We start from the raw sequence: 26,315 nt of genomic DNA on the forward strand, positions 1-26,315 counted from the left end.
AATTCATAGAGTTTATACTATTTAATTATCGTTGATCAGACATCCAATTTTTACTAAAGATATATTAAATTTGACTTTAGATAAGGAAACAACGGTTAAATTATTTAACAGCATGTAGTGATTTCTAGTCCTGCAACTTGGAGTTCAAGAGATCGAGGTCTACCGATACAGGCTAAATGTAAACAGAATTTAAACGCTGCCAGTGCTTTGGCATCTTTTGTTGAGTAAAGCTGGAGACGAACATAATCTTCTTGAGTCGTAGGATGCTCTGTTGTGCTCGATTTAGTCAGCTTCAGTAATAAAGGTTGTTTCTTTTTATCTAACAATTGTACCAAGTCTTGTCCAAGCAAATGCCAAAATTGATGGGGAAACAGGTCTTTTACCTTGGAATAAAATGATTCCAATTGATCGATTTTATTCCATCGATAATGAATGCCGGTATGAGAAACTGTAACACGACTTAAAAATGTCTCAAGCACCGCTTTTATTTGATCTGGCTTTTTTTCAAATATATTTTGAATATTTTCAAAAAAATAGTTCCTTGCTGTGCGCTCTTCAACGGTATCTATCATGGCGGGTTTCAAAGGTTTATCCAGATGATTTGTGTTGTTGAGATCAAATAATCTTGGGTTATTTTTTTGAGACTTGAGCTGGCCTAGTTGTTTTGCATTTTCATACCAGTAGTTAACCAGTTCTACAGGTAAACACATTTCCTTTGAGACTAGATCTGGATCATGATGAATTTCCAGTAAATTTAAGCATTTAAAAAACCATGCAAATGAAATTTTGGATTCCTTTGTTCCTGCAAAATATTTAAAAAAATCATGAGGCTGAGCGTTAAATGAAACCTCATCTAGAATATCTTCTACGTTACTTTTTAACCAGTCAGTTTGATCGTTGAGTAACTGCTGACTTAAATGGACAGCATGTTTTTCGAAATTGAATGGAGCAGAATCTTTTACTGTGTTTAAAAATTTGAAAGAAGGCAGGTAGCCCATCATTTTCTTTGCTAATTGAGTATCTATGTCTGGGTGATATTGCAGTATTTTATGTCCAGCGATCAGGTAGCTCAGATGAATATAGCTTTTAAAGGTTTCCGTAGGGTCAATGTGACCCAGTAAATGGGCAATCATAAACCAATGATTTTGACCATGCGTATTACGGAGTAACTCTGTCCGAATGGACTGATATTCTTCTGCAGTATAATCCGTAAGATTCTTGACCAGTGGAGCATAATCGCAGTTGAGCAGAATGGATAAGTGATTGGCAGCCGTGTGTCGAAATGAGTGAAAAGAATAGTCATGAGTTTTAAAAAGCTCGTTCATAATCATTCTGAAAGGTGTTGTCACCGTATGTTTGTTCAGCTTGCTATTTTCATTCCAGTTGCTGAATAGGTATAAGTTTTCCTGATTGAGTAATCGTTGCTCGACTACATGATTATGAAATATTTGATATTCATCGGTTTTTAATAAGCAATATACAGGGACTTTGCGTTCAGCACTATCTGTTTTAAGTTGATGTAAGTTTCCTTTCTTTTTTGAGCCGTAGGGCTGAATCCAAACGGATAAACAGCTCAAGCCCTCGATATCCCGCACACGTAAGCCGAGAATTTCATTAATACGCATACCGGTACGGTAAGCTAAAATATAGATGATTTTTAATGTCTTATACGTATTTTCTTGACTATTAGCCCCTGAAAATAAGGTATCTAACTTGTTCATGAAAGCTTGATAAGTCATGGGACCAATGATACGTGCTCTCGGTCTGTTTTGTATGGCAATTGACTCTAATTCGAGAGACTCAGCGTCAAAAACTGTTTGTTGAAAGCTATGGAAGCGTTTCAACATTCTGACGGTCTGACCACTGGATTTTTTAAAGTTAAGCTCGCCTGCCTCATCTGCAAGTCGGGTATTCGTAATGATTTGCTGATAGATATTAGCCAGTATCGTATTCAGATCATCTTCGCTATCTAGATATTGTAAAGAATGGGTTAGCCAAGGCTCGGCAATACGCGAATAATAAGTGTAAATCGAACCGTCTTTTAAACGCTTATTCTGCTGAAACGATTTTTGAAATTGGTTTACGCAAAAATTAAAACGTTCAGCCAGTGGCTGAATCTGTTCTAATTCTGGTTTATAAAGGCTGATGAGCCATAAGGCGACACGTTTACTATACTCATTAAATTTATTAGTATTTTCAATGCAATATTTAATGATTAATGCATCGATACTTTGATCAGTTTGTGATGTACGAATCAGTTGTAAAAGGTCTTTGTGAATCTTTATAACATCATCCAAGGCTTGCTGAATGTCATCATTAGAGTAGGATTCCCTCACAGTAGATGGTGATTTTTCTACATTTGAATCAGTAAGAGTGTCCTGCTGATATTTAAATTTTGGATGAAGAAATCTTTCAAATTCTATTTCTGATAAGCCACAGGTTGCAGTATTCTCAATGAGGCATTGTGAAAGTGCAGGATCAATGTCAACTTTCGGGAGTTGCATCCAGTTAAAGTTGGCGTAGTCGCGTAACAATTTATAAGTTTTGAGATTAAATGGTAACTTAATCTTATTAAAAATAAGCTGTAGATAGTCTTCTACATTCTGGTTTACTGTACGAATATTTCTGCTATTAAAATGAATTAACCATAAGCGTGTAATTTGATCCGGAATAAAATTACGCGATTTACGGATGGTTTTTTCATCAATAAAGAGATCTCCATAAGAGGGGGAGAGCGGTTCTAAAAATATAATGTTCAGATCTTCGATCTTTCTGATTTTTGCCGGATCTTTTAAGTGTTCAAGCAAAGCTTCTAAAGAGGATTTTTGATTTAAGCCTGAGTAAAGCAGGGCAGAAATAACAATATTTCCAATGATTTCATCATCAGAAAATGTCTTGCTATCTTTCGCTAGAATCCAGTAGTCCCAAAGCTTATCAAGAACTTCATCAACCTGATGTCCCTTCTCGATCCAGTCCATTGTAAAAACCGGCTGATCACGCTGCATCTCAAATGTCAGATTTGGTAGGGGCAAAGTCTCACGACGATTTAAATTGATTTGCTTGATATATGACCGAAAAAATTCATGCGCATATTTTTTCCAGGCCAAGCTTGGAGCTTTGCGTTTAATAAACTCATAAATTGCTGGATAGAAGGATTCAAGATGCCCTTTTTGTTCCAAATCTTGTTCTTGGAAGTATTGAATTAGCTCCTGTTCTACATCTGCTCGAAGCTGTTTTTCCTGATCGAGTCGGTCTTGTTTTCTACGTGCTTCGGCATATAGTGTTCGAGTTTGCTTAGTACGTTTATTGAGTGAGGACATCTAGTTCAATACCGGTAATATTAAAATGATCTTTCATTTGTTCAAGAATATGAGCAATGCTTGAATATTGTGAAATAGATAAGCTGGAATAAGGATGAGCAGCTTCTTGCTGCATCGGTTCATGACCGAATAAAGCTAAAATTTCAATTTCGTTAATTTTATTGCTGAGAAACGCACGGGCAGTATGCCGGTGCCAGTTTTCATGCTCCAAACCTAACTCAGGATGAAAGTTTTTTACAATTGATGGCCTTAATGGGTGCCATTGACCATCCTGAAAGATATTCAAAAGTGGAAGCTTGCTCTCTAAAATATGTTGAATATATTGTGGAATTTCTGGCTGACTAGGAGCAATTTGAGTTTTAAAATAATGTAAAAATTCTATGAATTTCTGGAGTTCTTGTGCGACAAAATGACCCAGTGGAATTAAACGTCCATAGCCTTGACGCCCACCCACCTCTTTATCAGAAACCATGCATATTTTTCTTTTCAGGTTAAAGCTTTTTAAAAAACCTGGAAATTCAGCGACGGGTCGTGCAGCAGTAAAGAGCAACAAGAAATGCCACATCCACAGATTGTAATGATTGAAAATTGCTATCCAGTCGTCTTCTTTTTGTGAAATTATTCTGAATTTGAGTGTGGCAAAGATATTTTGAATCACATTTGAAGTAGGTGCTTTGCGGCTACCAAAGTTTTTTTCTGCAGCATATTCGATATTCTGGTAGTCATCGGATAACGACTCACACAGCTCTTTTAAAATTGAGACATATTCAGTCTGTAAAGTCAGGATATTTTGATGACAATAAGAAGTAGAAGAAGACTTATTTGCATCAATACCGGTGAGAAGGTCAGCAAGCTGTTTATTTCCAGTGCGTTGCAAAATAGTCTGATGTAAAAGAGAGCTAATTCTTATTAATGATAATTTTGGAATATAAAGTTTGGCTCTCAGCTGTTTCAAATGTTGCTGAATGTCCTCTTCCGTAACGGTGTTACCATCTCGTAGCGAAGCAATAAATGAATTCGGGATCGGGATGTCCAGATGAACTGTTTGGTTGAGCAAGCCATCTGGATAAGCAAAATCCTTATTTTCAAAAATTGAAAATTTACTTCTCAGAAAATATTGCCCATTGCTTTGCTTGATCTGTTGGCGAGAATTCAATTTTTTAGCACGTTTACTTTGTAGATGTAGCCACTCCTGGATTTTATTTCCGGTCAGAAATGACAGCATCAGGATCAAGGATGCCTTCTTTTTTTTGGTTTCTTTATCCTTGTCTTTAGAGTCTTCTTCAATTTCAACAATGTAATTTTTATATAGTTCAGTAAGTAGAGCACTTATACTTGTGATATTAGGAAAGAGGCTGCTGTATGGCAGCAAATGTTCTTTTCGTTGAATATGTTTGGCAACCAGAGGCAGCACATAGCTCTGGCTGGATTCTGAATATTCAGCCAGAGGGGTAACGATGGTTGGGTCTACAAGTATTTGACGTGTATCTTGGTCATCTAGTTGTTTTTCTATATTGAGAGCTTTAGATTTTTGCCCTTTTTTAATTTCTGAACTTTCTACAATCAGCTGATCTTCGTCTAAAAATTCATGTTGCAGTTGAGTCTCGATGCTCTCTTTGGCAATTTTTGCTTTATTTTCCAAAACATAATTAAAGGTGATGCGGATCACTTTGAGCAGGTTTTGCATAAAATCATTAGATGACTCTTTATCACGTTCTTCATCAATAACCTCATTCAAATACCGAATAAATTCAACTAAGGAAAGGGATGGATCTTTAAGATACTTTTTCCAAAGAAGCATATATTCAGGAGTATTTTGATATTCTTTTTCGGAACTCAGAACCCGATTGGCGGTACGGAAGCGCTGGAATAAACGTTTTACAGTGTTGAAATGTTCTGTGTGATCATCTTTAAAAAGTTCAGGTTGAATGTCTGGAAGCGCAATTAGGTAAACTGCTGCTTTTAAGACCAGGATATTCCAGATTAACGCATTTTCTTCTGACTTTGCTAATTGTGCAATTGAGTTCACATACCAAGTGACTGGTGTTGCGCGAACAGTATGTTTTCGAGAGGAGACCAAGGCAGCGGGTCTAGCAACAACAGAACTGGTTTCTAGATCAAAATCTAATAGATCGAGATTCAGCCCTTCCAGACATTGATCAGTTGGATATGAAATCAGTAAATCAGCAACATATTGAATATGTTTGGTACGTTGGAGCTGCTCGTCACCAAAGAGTTTTTCCAGTGTCTGTTTTAATGATACCCGCGTAATATCAGCAGCATTTTGATGGCTTGGGTTAGATTCTGACATTATGCTTTCCATAGCTGATCTGGCGTGAGAACGAAGTCGGGATTGTTTAGAAGCTGCTGCACAATTCCACTGGTTTGCTGCAGTTGATCAAGCACATTCTGTCTTTTCCGGTTTATAACTTTATTGCGGTAATTCAGTTGATTTTGTGTGCATGACAGCAGTTCTGCAAGCAGATCCAAGCTCATAGTACGGTGAGGTTTGAAAGAATTTTCTTTGTTTAAAGCCAGGATAACTTCAGATGAAATATGGGCATTAATCAGCGATTGCATTTTTTTAGGGTTAAGTCGGTCCAGTTCATGATAAAAGGACAGAAATTTTATGAATTCTGAACTTGCCACTTTTTTTAATAGCTCAATTTTGTCCTCATCTTGAGGAAAAGAATGAACAAGTACGTTAATATTTTTTGGTATATGCTGAGACCAATATAGAAACCACTGAAAATTATTTGTAATGGTAAAACCAGAGAAATTAGGATCTTTCCATACGTGAAGTTCGAGACTTGGATTTAATGTAGACAAATCAGTTTTTAAGGATTTAAAAGCCTCTTGATAGCAAAGATAAATTCCAGAAAAATAAGGATGTACACTGATTTGGATTTTATTAAAATTTTTACACAACAATTTTTTAGGTGTGCCAAATTTTTCATTGAAATCAAAAGCCGTTTCCATAGTCCCCATAAGTGTAAAAAACAATCAATTGAATATTCTTATAATTTTTTGAAATATTAAACAAGATTGATATACCCCATATCTTGTGTATATTTACAATTAATATACAATATATTGTTATTTTTATATAATTTTAAGAACTAAATAACAACCTATAACATGCTGTATATTTGAAGATATAGAGGTTCTTACTTGGGAAATTAAACAATTGAAACAGGTAGAAGTTGTTACAGATATTCTATGCAATCAATCTCCCACTTGAGTTTTCAGCCTTATTCGCACATTGGAGGTATAGTTTCAAGCCTGATGAAAACGGAGCTTGGAAATTTTTATTAGCTAAAGAACTGAAAGAAGTTGAATATTAAATTAATACAGCCTCAAAATTAAAATGGACCTCTTTACCTAGAGGGCTATTATTTTGAGTTCATAGGGGACAGCTCTAGTTATCCCAGTATGAGACAGCCTCATTCTGCCCTGTTTCAAATGCTTTTGGACTCATTCTTTCGAGATGCTAATGGCACCTGATTTGATTATAAAATATCTTTATATAATCTTATAAGTTTTCTAAGTGACCTAAATTTTTATTTTGTACGCTATGAAGGATAGTTTGCAAAATTTCAATTCGTGCAGCATATTTACTATCATTGGCAATGATGTGCCAAGGAGAAATATCTGTGCTCGTATATTTGAACATATCTGATGCTGCTTGTAAGTAGGCATCCCACTTTTCTCTATTACGCCAATCATCTTCTGTTAATTTGAAGCTTTTTTGAGGTGTATTTTTTCGCTTGTAAAAACGACGTAATTGTTCATCTTTTGAAATTGCTAGCCAAAATTTTATAACAATTGTATTTGTATCAGACAGTTGTTTTTCGTACTGATTTATTTCTTCATAAGCATTTTGCCATTCTATTGGGTTAATTAAATCTTCTACACGTTCTACAAGTACACGTCCATACCAGCTGCGATCAAAAATGACCCCAACCTTGGCAAGGTCACCGAGATTTATTCCATTAAATGACGCTAATTATAAGTATATGATTTAATTAATAGTATATGTTTTTTGGTGGAGTAAAATTTTTAGTAATTTAGATCATTTAAGGGTATTTTGGTCACTTTATTTTAGACATTTTAGTTTGTAAAAGTCACCTATTTTTTGATACTGATTTTCATGAGAAATAACAATATTATATGATTTAATATAATGATTCTTAATCCTCATGAAAATGTTTTATATTCAATTCAATAAATGAATATTATGCTCAATCCTATTTTGGATCATTTGGAGAGTCTCTGCTTGAATTTGTCCAGGTAATAGATCATGAGCGATATTGCTGAATCGGATTGCAACCTTACAAATCGAACTAATAATTTCATCGACTTCTTGGGCAGAAAGTTCCGCTTCCTGAGTACCAAGTTTTACAAGAGCTTGTCGAGGAATATCCAGTGCCTCACCCATGATATCCATTTGATGATATCCACCTGGCCCTTCACAGAAAGTAACATCATAGGCAGGGGAGAGTTTCCATTGCCCATTTTGGGACATCAGAAATGAAAAGTTTTTACAATGATCATCTCGATTATTGAAGACTACATTGAAAACAGCTCGCTTGAATGCAATTGCTTTTTCGCGAACATCATTGGTGCAAAAGTGTGCAGCGCGAAGAAAGTTACTGTAGTCTAAACTCCCTGGTGATTTAAAATCAGCTCCGGTGAAGGCCGCTAAACTTTGCATAGGGATACGCATGCCATCGTGGCGGTCAAATCTCTTCGATGCAAATGCGGTTAATCCATTCGGAAGAGTAAAATATTGAGTATCAGGGGTATCAATATCACAATGACGTAAACATTCTGCATAAACAGCTTCAATTGCACAAACTTCAGGATGCTCTTGCTGAGCGGGAAATTTGATCAGCCAAGCTTCATGTTGATGTGAGCTAACTGTTGAGAATTCGTTGGTGACAAAATCACGATAGACGAGTGCTTTTGGCCTTGCACCTTGTGGAGATCCACCCATAATTAATAAATGCTGTAAAAATTCTGCACCTTCTCCTTTGAGAACTTCCTGAACTTCTTGAGCGAGTTTAATCAGTGGAATATTTTCAGTTAATGTTAACTCAGGTGCTGAAGGTTCAAAGGATAACGCCCCCATCGCATGTGTACTGATATACGTGAGTCGTTCTAATGGCCCAATCCGTGCTGGATTGAGTCCATTTTTTTTAAATAAGCGATCCATAAGAAGCATGCCCCAACCATCGGGCAAGGCATCATATATAGGACCTGGCAATCCCATTTGATGTGTAGGAAAGTTCGTTCTTAATGAGTCACCTTTTAATGGAAGTAGGTAAGAGGAAAGTTCTAAACCTTTACTGATCGCTTCTGCACTGTATTCAAAGGCGATTAATGGCCGACCTGTGATTGCGGTTGAGGAGACCAGTGTACCCCAAAGCCAATATTCACCCCATCCATTGTAGTAAACATTAAGTTTTTTGAGCATGCACTTATTTCCTTTTGATACGTTGGCGAGCCGTATTGCTCTCATAGCGGAGAATGTCATTTACACTGTTTAAATGAGGTTTGAAGAGTTCCTCTAATTCTTTTAATCGGCCCAATACCATGGCAACGCGTACTAAATTTTCAAATGAAACATTTCGACCAGCTTCCAGATTAGATACTGTATTCACACTAATACCAGCACGTGTAGCGACGTCTGCCTGAGTCATTTCCAGATAAAGTCGTTCTTTGCGAAGCCTTTCACATAATAAAGTAACAATCTCTTCAGGTTTTTTGAAATTTAAATCCATAATATTGGGTCTTATATCTATATATATTTATTAAAACACAAAATAATGGATTTATAAAAATAAACCATTTGATGTAAAGAGGATGCTTAATTGGCCTGATTAGATCTAATTAGACATTTACAATCTAATAGAGTTTAACAACCTGCTTTAAGCTCAATCAGTTTCGCCTATTGTCGCGAGGAACCGGTATGTGCTATCAGATTAATCTGGAATATCTGGCACAAGTGGTTTGGAGCAACGAGGTTGATGGGCAGGGGGCTGTCTTTTCTGATACCTTATTGGGTACCGATTCACAATTTATTCATCATATTCTGAAAATATTTCTTCAATTTCATTGTACTGCGGCAATTTATGCTTTTTTATTCACTTCGAATTGTAAACCAATACTGCAAATTCTTGTTTAAATGATCATTAAATTTTGTGCTAACTTGGACAGACATTATTTGGCTAGTGGGACAAACAGTTATTGCTCTTTAAGATGATTAATTTAATCACTCACGCTTGGAAGTCTATATTAAATCATTACAGGAATGACTGGTAAACCACGAATAAGAATGCGTGGCAAACTTATCCAATAATTTTCATTAAAGATGAGAAACTATCATCAGATACATCAGTAACTTGAATACCCCGAGTGCTTTTGCATCTTTACCCTTGAAGCAGAACTTAATTCGCCTTTCATTTTCATTCAGGCTGAAATTTTCTGTCCGTAATGCTAAATCCTGTAATGTCTTTTTGAGCTGTTCCTTACTCCGTTGGGAAAGCTCAAGATGAAGATATTTTTTAGGAAATAAACTGCTGATAAAAGACATAAACTTTTTCAGTTGGCGTTTTTCATTCAGTTCAAAAATGAACTGGGCTGAATTGGGCTGAACTTTTTCAAGATAAATTGAGTAGATCGTATGAAGCTGTTCTTTGTATTTACTTTGTACATTTGCATAACGCTCCTGAACATGTTGAATGACCTTTTTTTCCTCCTGATTGGTTGGCAACATGGTGACCAATGCATTCGGAGTTTTCCTTAAAAAATCTGTGGTAAATAACCTCGATGATTTTTTTTGGGTTACACAGGAGGTTTTCAAATGATGGGCTCTAGCACGTAATTTTTGCGCGATTTGCAAAGGAATGGCTTCAGGTAACATAAGGTCTTGTTCTTTTTCTACTGCAAGAATGTGATGCAATAATTCAAAAGTCATCTCTGAGTCATGAGCTCCTAGCATCAGTGAATCAGGCGATTTCTGTTGACCTAGTTGAAATTGATGATCATGTTGCCTGTAACGGTCTTTAGTGAGTTGATCAAATAAAAACTGTTTGATCGCCCGCTGCTGAACAGGATATTTAATGGCATCATCTTGTTTCAGAATGTTAAAATAGGCTTCTTTAGGAAGCGGGCTGTGCATTTGATTCAGCTGGTAGCTAATTGCTAGATGCATTAAATGCAGGTAGCTTGAACAAGTGGTTTCAGGCGTTAGGTGCCCGGCAAAATGAGAAAGTGCATACCAGGTTTGCTGAGTATTTCTGTTTCGCAACAATGCATAACGGATACGTAATTGTTCATGTGGGCTATAGTCAGTAAATGCATCTGCAAGTGTTGAGTTTTTTAAAATCAGGTAAAGATGATTAAATGCAGAATGGCGCAGACTATGGTAAGTAAAATGGTGTTCTCCAAAAACTGTCTTGATCAATTGTTTCAATAGGGAATTCACTTCATTTTCATGAGTTTCTTCTAAGGACTGTTTTAAAAACAGCGGTTGTGTAACTGATTTTCCCTGTTCTTTTAGCAGACGTTTTCTATTCTGACTATATGTTTTAAATGCATGTAATTCGTCGGCTTTAAGTAGATGATGCAGGGGAATCTTGCGGTAAGCTGAGTAGCTTTTTTGATTTTTATTGCGATTGTTGCGAATGGTGAGTATCACAGCATCTTCACTAATAAATAGATCACGTACGAAGATATTCAATGTTTCATTGATCCGTAGTCCGACTCTGAACCCCAGAATAAAAATCAGTTTAAATATATTTTTATCCTGAATCGAAATATCTTGAGTATTTTCGAGCTGCTCTAGCGTGTGGTAAAAAATATGGGGCGAGATCAATGCGGTTCTGCAGATTTTTACTTGGATTAAACTATCCAGATCCACAGTGGGCGCGTTAAAAAATAATGTCTGTTTGTGATGAAACTCCTGTAAACGTTTTTGTAAAGTCTCTCTAGTTGTTTCTTTCTTTAATAAAAGCATTTCTCCATACATATCTTCAAAATCGGCATTTGAAAATGATGAAATGTCTCTGTCTTGCGTTGCCATCAGCCAATCGATGGCAAACTGTGAAAACATGGTATTTAGAGAGCTTTGCTTAATAGGTTGAAAATCTGCACGTATAAGCTTGCGCTCAAATCGTTTCTGTTGTTGGATAATTTGATTTAAGCAGTTTAATTGAGTCTCTGTTAATTTGGAACGTAGGATGGTCCACAGCAACAAACGCTCTAAGGCAGGAGACAGTTCTCTGGAATATAACCCTATGAGTTGATCTTTATAGTTTTTTGCACGAATGGCTTGACGTATTTCTACAAGAGTTTCTGCTATATCTGATGCGATATTGACTCTAGAGTGGTTCTGATGGTTTTCACAAGTATTCTCAACTTTAATGTTATTGGTGTGCTTTTGTTCAAACTGAACAAAATAGGCTTCTAATTGTTTTTCGAGAGGACTGGAACTGTAAATTTCATTTTTTAGGATACAAATGGACATTTGATCCAGTCCGCTGTTTTTCAGGAACTGTGTATAGTAAAAACCGTATTTTAACAGGTCTTTACAACGTACCTTTTCCTCAGGGAAGCATTCAATAATACAAGCGTTAATCAGATGTTCTGCATCTTCAATATCCGAAAATAAATCAAACTTTTGATGTTTAAGTCTGTAGATCCAGCATTTCACAATGTCGTGTAGCACAAAAGTTTTTGTATAGCTGACTGAAAAATCAGGGTCATTTATACGCTGATTACCGAAATTCCGGTTCGGGATTTCGAGTGTTACCATATGATTAAGGTTTAAAAAACTTTGAAATTTCTTTGTTTTTAAAATGATTTTTAAAAAAAATTGCAATTCGGCATGGTTGTAAATGCCATTAAATAATATTGAACTGATCAAACAAAAGCCAAGAGATTGGGTGGGACTGAAGTCATTTCGTTTTGTCCAGTAAGCAATCATATTTTGGGCAAATTGAGTAACTTTTTTACCATGTTTTAAGGTTTCAATATTTTGTAGTGGCAGAGACCTTTCGTACCTTACGGGAGCGGCAGGCACTGGATAGTACTGATTCGATGAAAGATTAAAGCGCTTGATATATTTAGCAAATTCTATACGTGCCATCTGATAGCTACGGATGTTTGACTTACAGTGTTCTAAAAGCTGATTATCAACTTGACGACAAATTTCCGAATAGTTCTCAGGCGTCAGTTCTATACATTTCTCACTAAACAAGTTCAGAAGAAATGCTTTGTTTTTTCTATGCTTTTTTATTCTTTTAAGGGAGTGTGGGTGTTTACTCATTCAATCAGGAACCCGTTAAATGTAGACATACTTTTAAGCTTTAAGAGTCCGACCAGCTTGTCTTGTGCTGCTCTAATTTGATCGTAATCTGTTGTCTCAAAACCTGAATAGCGGTCAAACAGTTCCTGCATAGCTTCGTCATGACCAAAGATGCCTTTTATTAGATCTTCATTGCAGTATTGGGCAAAAAAATAGCGAGCGAAGTGGCGGGTCCAATTGCGCTGTAATGCTATTTCAGTACAGTATTTTTGAATATCAGAAAGTTCCAGATTTCGGACATATCCTTTCGAATCGTAAAATAAGAGCAAGAGATGTTCACCATCGAAGACCTCTTGGATTGCTTGTACTTGTTCTTGCGACAGATAGGCTTTAGTGAGGTGCAGAAAATGTTTCAAATACTTTAGGTAATGCTGTATTTCATCACGGAGAAAATTATTAAAAGGTAAATAGCGTCCAATGGTGCCCGAATAACGCTGCTCTTTATCTGCAACAGCCATCAATTGGTTGTCAAGGTCAATATAATCTAGATTGGGTGGGAAGGACTCACTCGGCCGTGCTGAAGTTGTCAGCATACAAATATGCCAAAGCCAGATTGAATAATGATTTAAAGTCTGAAAGGGATTGGGATTATTCCGAACTTGGTGGTCAAGCTGGTAAAAAAAAGACTGGACGAATGGGAGATCCGGTACTTGCTGACTGCCAAACGTAATAGGGGATTTAAATTCCTCAATATATCCAGTGTCAAGCTGAGGACCAACCAGATCAAGTGTTTGAATATAAATATCTAAGATATCAATAATTTTTGTTGAAAAATAATGGCATGGCGTGTAGTTATTAACGTTTTCTCCTGCCAATAGTTTGCTTTCTAACTCATATCCAAGTTCATTCAGCGTAATATCACTGATTAAACGCGGAAGATTTTGCGCTGTTAAAGGAAAAGTAAGCTCATTGCTGATTCTATGTAGATATTCTTGTACCTCTGAAGCAATATCGGCTTTATCCCACTTTTTTAGCTGAAGTATCTGCATCAAATAAACTTTGGGTAAGGGGATGGTAAAAGAATTGCCGATATTGAGCATGTATTCTTTTAAAAATGTATCTTTAAATTTAGAGCTATCAATACTTTGACGAAAAAAACAGTTTTCATGATTAAAGCGGATTTCTTTACTTTTTGAGCTTAGTAAGAAACGTGTTCGGAATACTAGTAGCTCTTCATAATGCGTCAAACTGAGTACTGAAAATAAAAGCAATGCATGAATTGGAGAGTTTTCTGCCTGTTCTAATAAAATTTGCATAATGTACTGTGCAGTAGGCAAATCGAAGACATGAGGATTTGCCTTGCTCATTAATTCATTCTTGCTTTGATGCAGAATTTTGTTTTTGAGATTATTGATCTGAGCTGTAATAGAACATTGCTCTAGTGAATTGAATTCAAAATTATGGTCTTCAACTTTTTCTATAGTTTTATCCTCACGTGGTTGTTTTGCTATACCGCGTTCAAAATGAGTCTGATACGTTTGTTCATCATCGAGAGATATTCTTGATATCTTTTGAACATCAGTTTGAGGAGCTTCTTTGGCACCTGAACTGCTTTGGCGATTTCGTTTTAAACGTTCAGACTGAGTAAAGACATATTGATAGATAACACGTAGATTTGACAGCTGGCCAATTTGTTTTGCTGTTAATTTTGGAGTAGAACGTTCAAGTAAATCTTTATTCTCTTCTTCAGTTTCATTTAAAAACTCAAGCAGATCCTCCAAATCCATAGGAAGAGCTCGTAAGAAGCTATAAAGCCAATGGTATTCCCGCTTTGTGCTGGCTAAACGAAAACGCATACAAAGATTAGCTACAGTGGAGGCATGTTCTTGGCTATCAAGCGATTCAATACATTGAGTATTGAAAATGGCCCATTTCAGTGCATTAGCTTGATAGGCTGAAGGGGTGTTGATCACTGCAACAAGGTAATGAACCAAAGGATATTCACTGATTGATTTGTCTGCAAGTTGTTGATTTATAATATTCTTGATTTCAACGATTTCAGTAGGTTTAATGAAGTCATTGAGTTTGATTGAATTTTGAAAACTTTCTAGCTTTGCTTCTGCTAGTGTTTGATAGAATTCTCGAAACGGCTCAAGCTTTAATTCTTGAGTATCTTCTAAGTAACTATATCCGTTCATGATGATATTCCAGCCAGAATTTTTTCTAATGAAAGTGGACCAGCATAATTTGAAATAGAACTTACTGGACTTTTGGATTTAGACAGTCCTGATAATTCTCGTAGATGATTGATAGTTAGAACTTCCTGACCGAAAACTTCCTGAAGATGTGCGGCTAAGTATTGTTCATTTAGCCAATATGCGATGATATCAAAGCCATGAATTGAGTGATGTAATCCGGAACACAGTAAGGCCCTAACTTCGCTTAAAGCCTGGATGGTGAATTGGTAGGAATTATTTTTCTCATAAGCTCTGAACTTAAATTCATTTTTATTCTTGTTGTAAAAATAGGCATAGATCCAACTGAAATGACTACTAAAAAAATAGTGATCAGCTTTGTCTGTTGTCAGAAGAGGGATTTCGATATTCTGTTTAAAAGTTAAATTCAAGTGATAGTTCTGCTGTTTCTCATTAAGCTGAAAAAATAGAGCAATCCAGATTTGGTAGGCATGCATACATTTTGGATAACACATTAATTGTAAGTTTTTTGAAGATACACGATGACTTTCAATAGCTTTTTTTTTATAGACATATGCTGATGTCTCCCCATATTTATGCCAAGTGGCTGAAAAATAAGCTATAATATTCACGTATTTTTTATAGGAGAGTCAAGGGTTGCACACTCTATATTGTGTTATTAAATTGTAAATTTCACTATATATAGTGTTTTTAATCTTTTTAGCGGTAATTAAAACCCTATTGAATTATGTTTTTAGTAAATATGTAGAATATTTAAGTTGGATTTACAAGGAATTGCATATGGAGATCAAAGAACTGAAACAGGTAGAAGTCATTACTGATGTTTTATGTGATGTATGCAACCAATCAACGAAACTAGAGTTTGGAACTTTATCGGCGCATTGGGGCTATGGTTCCAAGCATGACGGGGAAAGATATGAATTGCAGTTATGTGAGAAATGTTTCTTTTATGCCTTGGCGACATTAAGAAAAGAGCGAGCAGATGAGTTTATGTTTGATGAAAATTTTGACCCTTCAACACTAGATGGGTTTGGGTTGAAGTGAACCTATCACGCGACAGGTTCTAAGAATCCAAAAAATACTGACTCAGATCCAAGCCAGCAACTTCATTTTTAATGGCGAGTAAGCGATTCAGGAAAAATATTTTTCTTTGCTTCGAGGTCACTGAGTTCGGAAAAGGCCTGAATACCGCCTGCGGCTTTAATTCCATCTAAAGCGACAGATAGAGCTTCCTGATCTGACGGGAATGTTTCATCCCATACCGTAGAAGTACCATTTTGGTTTACCACTTCCAGTGTCCAGTCACTATCGGGTAATCGATAAATTAGAACTTCAATTTGCTCATTATCCTCTTTTAAAATTTGAGACAAGGGAGAATCGATTAAATCATTTTCATCATAATCCATAGTACTGTCATTATCAGACATCAGCGGCAGCCTTTATTGTATTTAACATCCGTCCATAGTAATGAATGAATTAAATTTTGCCTAGCAGTGGATATTATAGGATACAAAGAATGGCTAAATTCAAAAAATAATTGCCCCGACAATAAAACAAAATAATCCAAAAATTACCCAAATCCAGATATTCGATTTGGGTTGCTCGGTATCTGGTGTATAGAACGGTTGTTGTTCCTGAGAAGGATTTTCTAGGTTGCTAGCTCTATTTTTATAGGATTGGTGCTTGGAATAGGATAGGCCTGTGCCTGGAATACCAACGCTGGTTCGGGTACCTTTTTTGCCAATATTTAAAGAAGCACCAGGTTTGCCAATGCTTGCACTGCTGATGCCTTTATGCGTCAGATTGATTTTTAATCCAGGTAATATTTTAATACTCTAGGACTTACGCAGTATTATTTATAGATTCTCTGTGGTAGCAGATGATTTTTATCGAGAATAAAGTCATCAATGAAGTTTTTGATCATTGGTCTAAATAATTTCTTCTGCCAACGATATACATTTTCAAAGATCCGCTCAAACTGGTTCTTTTGTATCTCGACGTAGGCCATCAAGGCTGAAAAAATATGATTCAAAATCAGTTTAGATCGTCTTACTTGAAACTTTTCAATATGACAAACCTGTTTAATCACCCGGTGATATTGTTCTATTTTCCAATGACTTGAATGTAATTCATGAAAACTCTCAAAGGACAATAAATCATCTTCATCTTGATGCACAATATAAAACCTCTGCTGTTCTTTTAACTGAGTCTTAAATAATTGTACAAAGCCAAAATCTTTGAGCCAGACCACTTGACCCTGATGGAAATTTGGCAATAAACGCAGTTGAAACCATTGTCCTTTTTCTGGGGAAACCTTACGGTTACAGTCGATACCAAACATAAATCGAATACCATATTTTCTTATGGTTTTTAGATTTCCAGTCGATGAATACCAACTATCACCTGTAATAAATTGAATCTTTGCACCCCAACTGAGTACTTCACTTAACATATCCATAAAGTAATCATTCTTGGTTTTACTTTCAGATTTGTCATAAATTCGGAAATTAATTGGAATATTTTGACCATTTTGATCTGTCGCATACAAGGTAATGAGATTAATACCCTTGACGGATCGGTGGTGTTTGCCTGACCAAAAATAGCTAACTAAGTCCATATGCTGACTATACGGTTTATCTAAAACAGTATCATCAATACTGACTATAAGTTTATTATTATCAATATGTTGAATTGCTTCTTGATATAGGTCGTGAGGTGTGTAGTCTTCACGCTCTAGAAAGCGATTTACACTATCATGCGAGATGTTATAAGTCTCGGCAAGTTGTGTGCAGCTAATAGAGTTCGGTTCTGTCATGAGAAAGCCCATATAAATGGGTAGAGTACAAGTTGCTGTAGAAGCATTTTTAATTCGTCTGATCACAGATACTTTATAAAGTATTTTAATACTTTTTTGAATCCGTCAATGCGTAAGTCCTATATATATTAAAGTTACACTAGTTTTGTTTTATGTTATTTTATTGTTATATGTTTGCATATTGCTGATTAAGTACCACTTCCTTAAGGAGTTTCTTTTGTATGAATAAAGTATATAAAGTAGTGTGGAATGCCTCTTTAGGGGTATTCGTTGCCGTTTCTGAACTTGCTACTGCCAGAGGCAAATCAAGTTCTACAACCAACAATGCTGCTAGCTCTGCAGATAAAAAGGCTGGCATCTTCAAGCCTGCTAAGACAGCGTTAGTGCTAGCTATGCTATTTGTTCTACCGCACAGTGTTATGGCGGCAGAAAATGTTGATGCTAACAACTTAACGGTTGCAGGCACATCTACATTCACAGGTGCGGCAACTTTCAATGGTGGCATCACCGCCAATAGTATCACCGCCAATAGTATCACCGTTGGTGGTAAAGCGGTTGCTACATCGGATCAAATCACTAATCTAGAAGCCAACAAAGCTGATAAAACAGCTGTGGATGCGCTTTCAAACCGAGTTACAACTTTGGGTCTAACAGACGAATACACTGGTATCAAATATTTCCGTGTAAAATCAACTGCGGATGACGCTAAAGCAAATGCGACAGATTCTGTTGCAATAGGTCCTAAGGCACTCACAGAAGCATCAGCAACTAAAGGCATCGCTATTGGTGATAGCGCTAAAGCAACAGGTGTAGAAGCGACAGCGGTCGGTCCTTCGGCGCAAGCTGGTAACTTTGGTCTGGCTGCAGGTAGTAATGCTAGAGCCACTGGTCAGGCAAGTGTTGCTTTAGGTCAGGATGCTCTTTCCAATTCTCAAAACACAGTTGCTATCGGTAAAGGCGCTGCAGCACTAGCTGCAGATGCGATAGCGGTCGGTAATTCGGCGCAAGCTCTTGAATATAGTCTGGCTGCAGGTAGTAAAGCTAGAGCCGATGGTGTCGCAAGTATTGCTTTAGGTCAAAATGCTCAATCCACTTCTGAAAACTCAGTTGCTATCGGTAAAAACGCTCAAGCTAAACCTTGGAGAACGATCTCAATTGGTCAGGATGCAGGTAAAAATCAGGTAGAAGATATAATTGGTGACAAGAACGAACACATCAACATCGGTGTTAGAGCCGGTGAAAACATCGATGGTCAGTTAAATATCAGCATTGGTCAATCAGCAGGTTCCAATACGCAAGGTAAAGGTAACATTGCACTTGGTCAAAATGCAGGTCAACATACTGGTGGTACTGATAGTAGTGTTGGTAATAACATTGCAATCGGTACTAACGCCAACCGATTCTCATCTTCTACTGGTGTTCAAGAAGCAACAGCAATTGGCTTTGAAGCAATGGCATCAGGCACAAGATCAGTTGCGCTGGGTAAACAAACCAAATCAACTGCGCTAGATTCTGTAGCTATCGGTACCAGTTCTGAAGCTAAGGGTACAAACAGTGTCGCAATCGGTCTTAGCGCCATTGTAAATGGTGCTGATAACGTTGCACTGGGCGCCAAATCTGTAGCCGATACAAAAGTAGGTGCAGGCTATCTGACAGGCAAACCTTCTAATACTGTTGTGTCAGTAGGTAATGACACGCTTCAACGCCGTATCGTTAATGTTGCAGATGGTGCTGACGATCAAGATGCAGTAACTGTCGCACAGCTAAAACGAACTTCTGATGATGTTTTCAGCAAGGTTAACGCTGCGATCAATAATATTCCTGCCAATTCAGGCTCGGGCATTAATTACGATACCACTACTAGACCTGGCCAGGCGAATAGCATCACTTTAAAGAAAGATACTGTTATTGGTAATGTAGCCCCAGGTGTACTAGATACTGACGCTGTTAATGTCAAACAGCTAAACCAAACAGTTGAAGCGAACAAAACCCACTACTTCAGCACCAAAGTAACTGGTGCTACACAAGGCAACTACAACAACGATGGTGCCCAGGGTGACATTTCTCTAGCCGTTGGTATGGATGTTTTATCAACTGGCGATCGCAGCGTAACTGTGGGTAACAAATCTACTGCAGAGAGCAAGGGTGGTATCGCCATCGGTGCACTTTATGAGGGCTCAGCAGCTCTAGATGATAAAGTACCTCAAAATGCCGTCCAAACTGTAGCGAAAAGCAGCAATGGACAGCCTTTTGAATATAACATGGCAATCGGCGCTGGTGCATCTTCAGAAGGCAATAACTCTATTGCCATCGGTTCGCTTGCAAAAACTTCAACCAAGCAACAACAAAACCTCAGCCCAGATCGTGCCATCGCAATTGGTTATTTCGCTGCTGCATCAGAAGTAAAAGCAAATGCAATCGGTGATCGCGCCACCTCAAGCGCCGAGAAGGCTAATGCATTTGGTAGCCAAGCTTTCTCTTCTGGTGTTTCATCTACTGCTATCGGTACTGTAGCTCAGGCTAGCGGTCAGAACTCTATCGCCATGGGTACACACCAACGTGTAACGGGTGCCAACTCAGGTAGTATTGGTTACGCTGGTGATTACACTCCAACAAATGTCGGTCGTGACCCCAGCGGCACACATGCTGATAATGCAACACTAGTTTCAGGTACAGGTACATATTCTGTTGGTAATACTAACAGCACTGTTACTTCGAATGAATCTGGTATCTTTGGTAATGACAACTTCATCCAAGCCGTAGAGAACGTTCGCGTTGTTGGTAACAAGAACACCGTTAGCAAAAACAATCCACCACCAGGGATCACCAAAACACTAAAAGATGTGTATATCACTGGTTATAACAACCAAGTTGATGTCGCAGCTACGCCAATGGCAAATAGCAAAAACCTATTTATAATGGGTGCTGCTAACAAAATTGGTACAAAAGATGCATTAACCATCACAGATTCTTATGTGATCGGTACTAATAACACCATCAATACTCCTAACACTGCAAGCGATTCTGACGATCCAAGCAATCCTGGTGCTAAAGTAGGCAAAGGCTTCTTTATCCTAGGTAATAATGTTACCGCGACCAAAGAGAATTCTGTATATCTAGGTACAGATGCTGCGTACACCGCCAAAGGCGCTTCTACAGACGGCGACGCTGCAGTCACCGAGCCGGTAACTGTGGGTGGCACGCTGACCTACGGTGGTTTTGCCGGTAAAACTCCTGTGGGCGTGGTGACTGTTGGTGATGTCGGCAAAGAGCGTCGCATCCAAAATGTGGCAGCAGGTCTGATTTCTGCGACTTCAACCGATGCCATCAATGGCAGTCAGTTGTATGCGACTAATGCCAAACTGGGCAATGTGGCCAATACCGTGAAGGAAAACTTCGGTGGTAATGCCACTTTGAATCCAGATGGCAGCATTACATACACTAATATCGGCAATACCGGTAAAGACAATATCCATGATGCGATTAAGGCTGCTACCACCAAGGTTGAAGAAGGTGCCGGCATCAAAGTAGATCCTACAAAAAATGCTGACGGTTCAACCACTTACACCGTATCTGCTAAGACTGATGGTACTACTACGAAGATTGATGACAAGGGCAACATCGCAGCTGTCACCGCACCATTAACAACTAACACTGATGGTAAGGTAAATACACCAGCAGCACCAAATGCACTAGCAACCGCAGGTGATATCGCTAATGCGATCAACAACTCTGGTTGGAAACTGGCAGCAGATGGCACAACTGGTACCGAGCTTATCAACCCAAGTGATACCGTAACCTTCAAAACTGGCAGCAGTAACCTAACTGTTCAGCGTGATGGTGCGAATATCACTTATGATTTGGCAAAAGACATTAACATCAACAGTGTTAAATTCGGTAACAATGGCCCAACCATCAAAGCTGATGCTAACAACAACATTAATATTGCTAAATCAGATGGCTCAGCAACCAAGATCACCAATGTAGCCGCAGGTACAGGTGATAATGACGCAGTCAATGTCAGCCAGTTGAAAGCGGCTAAATCAACCGTTGAAGGTGACAAAGGCGTATCAGTAACACCAAAAACTAATGCTGATGGTAGCACGACTTACACAGTAGCAGCGAAGACTGATAACACGACTGTTAAAGTAGATGGCAACGGCAACATCGCAGCTGTCACCGCACCATTAACTACTAACACTGATGGTAAGGTAGATACACCAGCAGCACCAAATGCACTAGCAACCGCAGGTGATATCGCTAATGCGATTAACAACTCTGGTTGGAAAGCAACATCAGGTGCAACAGGTTCAGGTGTTGTTAATGGCACGACAGAAGAGCTAATCAACCCATCTGAAACAGTAACATTCCAAGCTGGCGATAACATGGTTCTAAACCAAGCTGGAAATGTATTCACTTACAGCTTGAATAAAGACATCAACATCAACAGTGTTAAATTCGGTAACAATGGCCCAACCATCAAAGCTGATGCTAACAACAACATTAATATTGCTAAATCAGATGGCTCAGCAACCAAGATCACCAATGTAGCCGCAGGTACAGGTGATAATGACGCAGTCAATGTCAGCCAGTTGAAAGCCGCTCAAGCAGCTGCAACCACCAAGGTTGAAGGTGACAAAGGCGTATCAGTAACACCAAAAACCAATGCTGATGGTAGCACGACTTACACAGTAGCAGCGAAGACTGATAACACGACTGTTAAAGTAGATGGCAACGGCAACATCGCAGCTGTCACCGCACCATTAACTATCACTGATGGTAAGGTAAATACACCAACAGCACCAAATGCACTAGCAACCGCAGGTGATATCGCTAATGCGATTAACAACTCAGGTTGGAAACTGGCAGCAGATGGCACAACAGGTACCGAGCTTATCAACCCAAGTGATACCGTAACCTTCAAAACTGGCAGCAGTAACCTAACTGTTCAGCGTGATGGTGCGAATATCACTTATGATTTGGCAAAAGACATTAACATCAACAGTGTTAAATTCGGTAACAATGGCCCAACCATCAAAGCTGATGCTAACAACAACATTAATATTGCTAAATCAGATGGCTCAGCAACCAAGATCACCAATGTAGCCGCAGGTACAGGTGATAATGACGCAGTCAATGTCAGCCAGTTGAAAGCGGCTAAATCAACCGTTGAAGGTGACAAAGGCGTATCAGTAACACCAAAAACTAATGCTGATGGTAGCACGACTTACACAGTAGCAGCGAAGACTGATAACACGACTGTTAAAGTAGATGGCAACGGCAACATCGCAGCTGTCACCGCACCATTAACTACTAACACTGATGGTAAGGTAGATACACCAGCAGCACCAAATGCACTAGCAACCGCAGGTGATATCGCTAATGCGATCAACAACTCTGGTTGGAAACTGGCAGCAGATGGCACATCAGGTACCGAGCTTATCAACCCAAGTGATACCGTAACCTTCAAAACTGGCAGCAGTAACCTAACTGTTCAGCGTGATGGTGCGAATATCACTTATGATTTGGCAAAAGACATTAACATCAACAGTGTTAAATTCGGTAACAATGGCCCAACCATCAAAGCTGATGCTAACAACAACATTAATATTGCTAAATCAGATGGCTCAGCAACCAAGATCACCAATGTAGCCGCAGGTACAGGTGATAATGACGCAGTCAATGTCAGCCAGTTGAAAGCGGCTAAATCAACCGTTGAAGGTGACAAAGGCGTATCAGTAACACCAAAAACCAATGCTGATGGTAGCACGACTTACACAGTAGCAGCGAAGACTGATAACACGACTGTTAAAGTAGATGACAAGGGCAACATCGCAGCTGTCACCGCACCATTAACAACTAACACTGATGGTAAGGTAAATACACCAGCAGCACCAAATGCACTAGCAACCGCAGGTGATATCGCTAATGCGATTAACAACTCTGGTTGGAAAGCAACATCAGGTGCAACAGGTTCAGGTGTTGTTAATGGCACGACAGAAGAGCTAATCAACCCATCTGAAACAGTAACATTCCAAGCTGGCGATAACATGGTTCTAAACCAAGCTGGAAATGTATTCACTTACAGCTTGAATAAAGACATTAACATCAACAGTGTTAAATTCGGTAACAATGGCCCAACCATCAAAGCTGATGCTAACAACAACATTAATATTGCTAAATCAGATGGCTCAGCAACCAAGATCACCAATGTAGCCGCAGGTACAGGTGATAATGACGCAGTCAATGTCAGCCAGTTGAAAGCGGCTCAAGCAGCTGCAACCACCAAGGTTGAAGGTGACAAAGGCGTATCAGTAACACCAAAAACCAATGCTGATGGTAGCAAGACTTACACAGTAGCAGCGAAGACTGATAACACGACTGTTAAAGTAGATGACAATGGCAACATCGCAGCTGTCACCGCACCATTAACAACTAACACTGATGGTAAGGTAAATACACCAGCAGCACCAAATGCACTAGCAACCGCAGGTGATATCGCTAATGCGATTAACAACTCAGGTTGGAAACTGGCAGCAGATGGCACAACAGGTACCGAGCTTATCAACCCAAGTGATACCGTAACCTTCAAAACTGGCAGCAGTAACCTAACTGTTCAGCGTGATGGTGCGAATATCACTTATGATTTGGCAAAAGACATTAACATCAACAGTGTTAAATTCGGTAACAATGGCCCAACCATCAAAGCTGATGCTAACAACAACATTAATATTGCTAAATCAGATGGCTCAGCAACCAAGATCACCAATGTAGCCGCAGGTACAGGTGATAATGACGCAGTCAATGTCAGCCAGTTGAAAGCGGCTCAAGCAGCTGCAACCACCAAGGTTGAAGGTGACAAAGGCGTATCAGTAACACCAACAACCAATGCTGATGGTAGCAAGACTTACACAGTAGCAGCGAAGACTGATAACACGACTGTTAAAGTAGATGACAATGGCAATATCGCAGCTGTCACCGCACCATTAACAACTAACACTGATGGTAAGGTAAATACACCAGCAGCACCAAATGCACTAGCAACCGCAGGTGATATCGCTAATGCGATTAACAACTCTGGTTGGAAACTGGCAGCAGATGGCACAACAGGTACCGAGCTTATCAACCCAAGTGATACCGTAACCTTCAAAACTGGCAGCAGTAACCTAACTGTTAAGCGTGATGGTGCGAATATCACTTATGATTTGGCACGCAATATCAATGTGGACAGCGTTCAATTCGGTGCTAATGGTCCTAAGATCACCAACGATGGCAACAACATCAAGATTGGTGATAAAGACGGCAAAGCCACGAAGATCACCAATGTTGCCGCAGGTACAGACGACACAGATGCAGTCAATGTCAGCCAGTTGAAAGCAGTTGAAGCAACAGCAAATAAAGGTTGGAATTTGACTACTAATGGTAAAGCTGATAGTAAATCAAATGTAAAACCTGGTGATACTGTCGACTTTGCGAATACTGATGGCAATGTGAAGATTGAAAACACTGGCAACAAAGTTACCGTCAATCTAAACAAAGACATCGACTTGACTAAAGACGGCTCTGTAACCATTGGCGATACAAAAGTCAATAATGATGGTTTAACCATCGTTGGTGGCCCAAGTGTTACTAAGTCTGGTATCGATGCTGGTGATAAGAAAATCACCAATGTTGCTGATGGTAAAATTACTGCCGATTCTCAAGATGCTGTGAATGGTGGTCAAATTCACGACATGATGGGTGCTGGTGCTTATGACACCAATGGAAATCTCAGTAATATTGGTGGTACAGGTCAAAGCAATATTAACGATGCTATTGCAGCAGTAAACAAAACCGCAGTTCAATCTAAATCGACTGTGACTGAAGGCAGCAATATCAAAGTTGTGAGCAATTCAAATGCAGATGGCAGTACTAATTATACGGTGTCAACAGCTGATGATATTACGCTGAACAGTGTTACAGCGAAGGATATTAATGCAGGTACTGTAACGACTGATAAGGTGGTTGCTGGCAATACCACTGTTGATAGCAGTGGCTTGAGCATTAAAAATGGTCCATCTGTGACCGCTTCCGGTATTGATGCAGGCAGTAAAGTAGTGAGTAATGTCAGCAATGGCGTGCAAAACAGCGATGCTGTGAATATGGGGCAGTTGTCTCAATACCTAGGCGGCGGTGCTGGCTATAACAACATCACGCAAAGTTTTGATGCGCCAAATTATCAAGTCAATGGTGGTTCTTATAACAATGTCGGTGATGCATTAGGTGCGCTCAATCAGGCCGATCAGGCATTGGGTAACCGTATTACAAATTTGGGTGATCAGTTACAACAAGCATTCTACTCAACAAATCGACGTATTGATGATGTTGAGAAAAAAGCCAATGCAGGTATTGCTGCGGCAATGGCATTAGAAAATGCACCGTACATTCCAGGTAAATACACTTATGCGGCAGGTGCTGCCTATCATGGCGGTGAAAATGCAATTGGTTTGACTTTACGTAAAACTGCGGATAACGGTCGCTGGTCATTGACTGGTGGTGTTGCTGCCGGTTCATCAGGTGATCCAAGTGTACGTGTTGGTATCAGTGGTGTAATTGACTAATTTCATAAGACACGAGGAGATTCTTGTAATGAGAGTCTCCCATCTTTAAATATT

At 38.7% G+C, this 26,315-nt stretch carries 14 protein-coding genes and 1 pseudogene; 3 read left to right on the forward strand and 12 right to left on the reverse strand.

Going from position 1 to position 26,315, the window contains the following annotated elements; genetic code table 11:
• Positions 1–104: 104 nt before the first annotated feature.
• From JFY49_RS00590 to JFY49_RS00615, 6 genes and pseudogenes are all read right to left on the reverse strand, one after another.
• On the reverse strand, positions 105–3,320 hold the full coding sequence (locus tag JFY49_RS00590; protein WP_004907120.1) for a tyrosine-type recombinase/integrase: 3,216 nt from the start codon (positions 3,318–3,320) through the stop codon (positions 105–107).
• The gene (locus JFY49_RS00595) at positions 3,304–5,631 is read right to left on the reverse strand and encodes a hypothetical protein (RefSeq protein WP_004907117.1); all 2,328 of its coding nucleotides are present in this window, start codon (positions 5,629–5,631) and stop codon (positions 3,304–3,306) included. Before JFY49_RS00595 ends, JFY49_RS00590 begins: the two co-directional genes overlap by 17 nt.
• Entirely contained in the window at positions 5,631–6,299 is a 669-nt protein-coding gene (locus tag JFY49_RS00600; RefSeq protein WP_010588950.1) for a hypothetical protein, read from the reverse strand. Before JFY49_RS00600 ends, JFY49_RS00595 begins: the two co-directional genes overlap by 1 nt.
• A 553-nt stretch (positions 6,300–6,852) precedes the next feature.
• A pseudogene (locus JFY49_RS00605) lies at positions 6,853–7,275 on the reverse strand (polyphosphate kinase 2 family protein); the annotation flags it as partial.
• A gap of 261 nt (positions 7,276–7,536) precedes the next feature.
• Positions 7,537–8,796: a type II toxin-antitoxin system HipA family toxin gene (locus tag JFY49_RS00610; RefSeq protein ID WP_200223455.1), complete on the reverse strand. Its 1,260-nt coding sequence runs from the start codon at positions 8,794–8,796 to the stop codon at positions 7,537–7,539.
• Between the two features lie 4 nt (positions 8,797–8,800).
• Positions 8,801–9,103, reverse strand: a complete 303-nt coding sequence (locus tag JFY49_RS00615) for a helix-turn-helix transcriptional regulator (RefSeq protein WP_044431308.1) — start codon at positions 9,101–9,103, stop codon at positions 8,801–8,803.
• Positions 9,104–9,291: 188 nt separating this feature from the next.
• Here JFY49_RS00615 and JFY49_RS00620 point away from each other — a divergent pair, with 188 nt between their 5' ends.
• Positions 9,292–9,507, forward strand: a complete 216-nt coding sequence (locus JFY49_RS00620) for a hypothetical protein (RefSeq protein ID WP_227609507.1) — start codon at positions 9,292–9,294, stop codon at positions 9,505–9,507.
• 180 nt (positions 9,508–9,687) lie between these two features.
• Here the strand turns inward: JFY49_RS00620 and JFY49_RS00625 are convergent, their stop codons facing one another.
• From JFY49_RS00625 to JFY49_RS00635, 3 genes are read right to left on the reverse strand one after another with little or no spacing between them, the layout of a single operon-like run.
• Complete coding sequence (locus JFY49_RS00625) at positions 9,688–12,651, reverse strand: site-specific integrase (protein ID WP_200223457.1); 2,964 nt, start codon at positions 12,649–12,651, stop codon at positions 9,688–9,690.
• Positions 12,648–14,828 (reverse strand): hypothetical protein, encoded by a 2,181-nt coding sequence (locus JFY49_RS00630; protein ID WP_200223458.1) that lies wholly within the window; start codon positions 14,826–14,828, stop codon positions 12,648–12,650. The genes JFY49_RS00625 and JFY49_RS00630 overlap by 4 nt, the downstream gene beginning before the upstream one ends.
• Positions 14,825–15,457 (reverse strand): hypothetical protein, encoded by a 633-nt coding sequence (locus tag JFY49_RS00635; protein ID WP_227609509.1) that lies wholly within the window; start codon positions 15,455–15,457, stop codon positions 14,825–14,827. Before JFY49_RS00635 ends, JFY49_RS00630 begins: the two co-directional genes overlap by 4 nt.
• Before the next feature lie 169 nt (positions 15,458–15,626).
• Between JFY49_RS00635 and JFY49_RS00640 the strand changes: the two genes are divergently transcribed.
• Positions 15,627–15,890 (forward strand): hypothetical protein, encoded by a 264-nt coding sequence (locus JFY49_RS00640; protein WP_078210212.1) that lies wholly within the window; start codon positions 15,627–15,629, stop codon positions 15,888–15,890.
• A 68-nt stretch (positions 15,891–15,958) separates the two neighbouring features.
• On the opposite strand, the gene JFY49_RS00645 is transcribed toward JFY49_RS00640, so the two are convergent.
• The 3 genes from JFY49_RS00645 to JFY49_RS00655 all read right to left on the reverse strand — a co-directional run bounded on the left by JFY49_RS00645 (position 15,959) and on the right by JFY49_RS00655 (position 17,727).
• Positions 15,959–16,273, reverse strand: a complete 315-nt coding sequence (locus JFY49_RS00645) for a hypothetical protein (protein WP_078210213.1) — start codon at positions 16,271–16,273, stop codon at positions 15,959–15,961.
• Between the two features lie 99 nt (positions 16,274–16,372).
• Positions 16,373–16,678 carry a DUF4236 domain-containing protein gene (locus JFY49_RS00650; RefSeq protein WP_200224775.1) on the reverse strand — a complete coding sequence of 102 codons (306 nt, stop codon included), beginning with the start codon at positions 16,676–16,678 and terminating at the stop codon, positions 16,373–16,375.
• A 20-nt stretch (positions 16,679–16,698) separates the two neighbouring features.
• Positions 16,699–17,727, reverse strand: a complete 1,029-nt coding sequence (locus JFY49_RS00655) for a transposase (protein ID WP_200223267.1) — start codon at positions 17,725–17,727, stop codon at positions 16,699–16,701.
• 155 nt (positions 17,728–17,882) lie between these two features.
• On the opposite strand from JFY49_RS00655, the gene JFY49_RS00660 reads away from it, so the two are divergent.
• Positions 17,883–26,261 carry an ESPR-type extended signal peptide-containing protein gene (locus JFY49_RS00660; RefSeq protein WP_200223461.1) on the forward strand — a complete coding sequence of 2,793 codons (8,379 nt, stop codon included), beginning with the start codon at positions 17,883–17,885 and terminating at the stop codon, positions 26,259–26,261.
• Positions 26,262–26,315 lie beyond the last annotated feature (54 nt).

Source organism: Acinetobacter sp. CS-2 (assembly GCF_016599715.1).
Taxonomy (GTDB): domain Bacteria; phylum Pseudomonadota; class Gammaproteobacteria; order Pseudomonadales; family Moraxellaceae; genus Acinetobacter.

What these genes read in the sequence shown, in the direction of transcription:
- JFY49_RS00660 (WP_200223461.1), top strand. Translation starts at nt 17,883, where the DNA reads ATGAATAAAGTATATAAAGTAGTGTGGAATGCCTCTTTAGGGGTATTC.
- JFY49_RS00620 (WP_227609507.1), top strand. Translation starts at nt 9,292, where the DNA reads ATGTGCTATCAGATTAATCTGGAATATCTGGCACAAGTGGTTTGGAGC.
- JFY49_RS00640 (WP_078210212.1), top strand. Translation starts at nt 15,627, where the DNA reads ATGGAGATCAAAGAACTGAAACAGGTAGAAGTCATTACTGATGTTTTA.
- JFY49_RS00630 (WP_200223458.1), bottom strand. Translation starts at nt 14,828, where the DNA reads ATGAACGGATATAGTTACTTAGAAGATACTCAAGAATTAAAGCTTGAG.
- JFY49_RS00645 (WP_078210213.1), bottom strand. Translation starts at nt 16,273, where the DNA reads ATGTCTGATAATGACAGTACTATGGATTATGATGAAAATGATTTAATC.
- JFY49_RS00600 (WP_010588950.1), bottom strand. Translation starts at nt 6,299, where the DNA reads ATGGAAACGGCTTTTGATTTCAATGAAAAATTTGGCACACCTAAAAAA.
- JFY49_RS00625 (WP_200223457.1), bottom strand. Translation starts at nt 12,651, where the DNA reads ATGAGTAAACACCCACACTCCCTTAAAAGAATAAAAAAGCATAGAAAA.
- JFY49_RS00615 (WP_044431308.1), bottom strand. Translation starts at nt 9,103, where the DNA reads ATGGATTTAAATTTCAAAAAACCTGAAGAGATTGTTACTTTATTATGT.
- JFY49_RS00590 (WP_004907120.1), bottom strand. Translation starts at nt 3,320, where the DNA reads ATGTCCTCACTCAATAAACGTACTAAGCAAACTCGAACACTATATGCC.
- JFY49_RS00610 (WP_200223455.1), bottom strand. Translation starts at nt 8,796, where the DNA reads ATGCTCAAAAAACTTAATGTTTACTACAATGGATGGGGTGAATATTGG.
- JFY49_RS00595 (WP_004907117.1), bottom strand. Translation starts at nt 5,631, where the DNA reads ATGTCAGAATCTAACCCAAGCCATCAAAATGCTGCTGATATTACGCGG.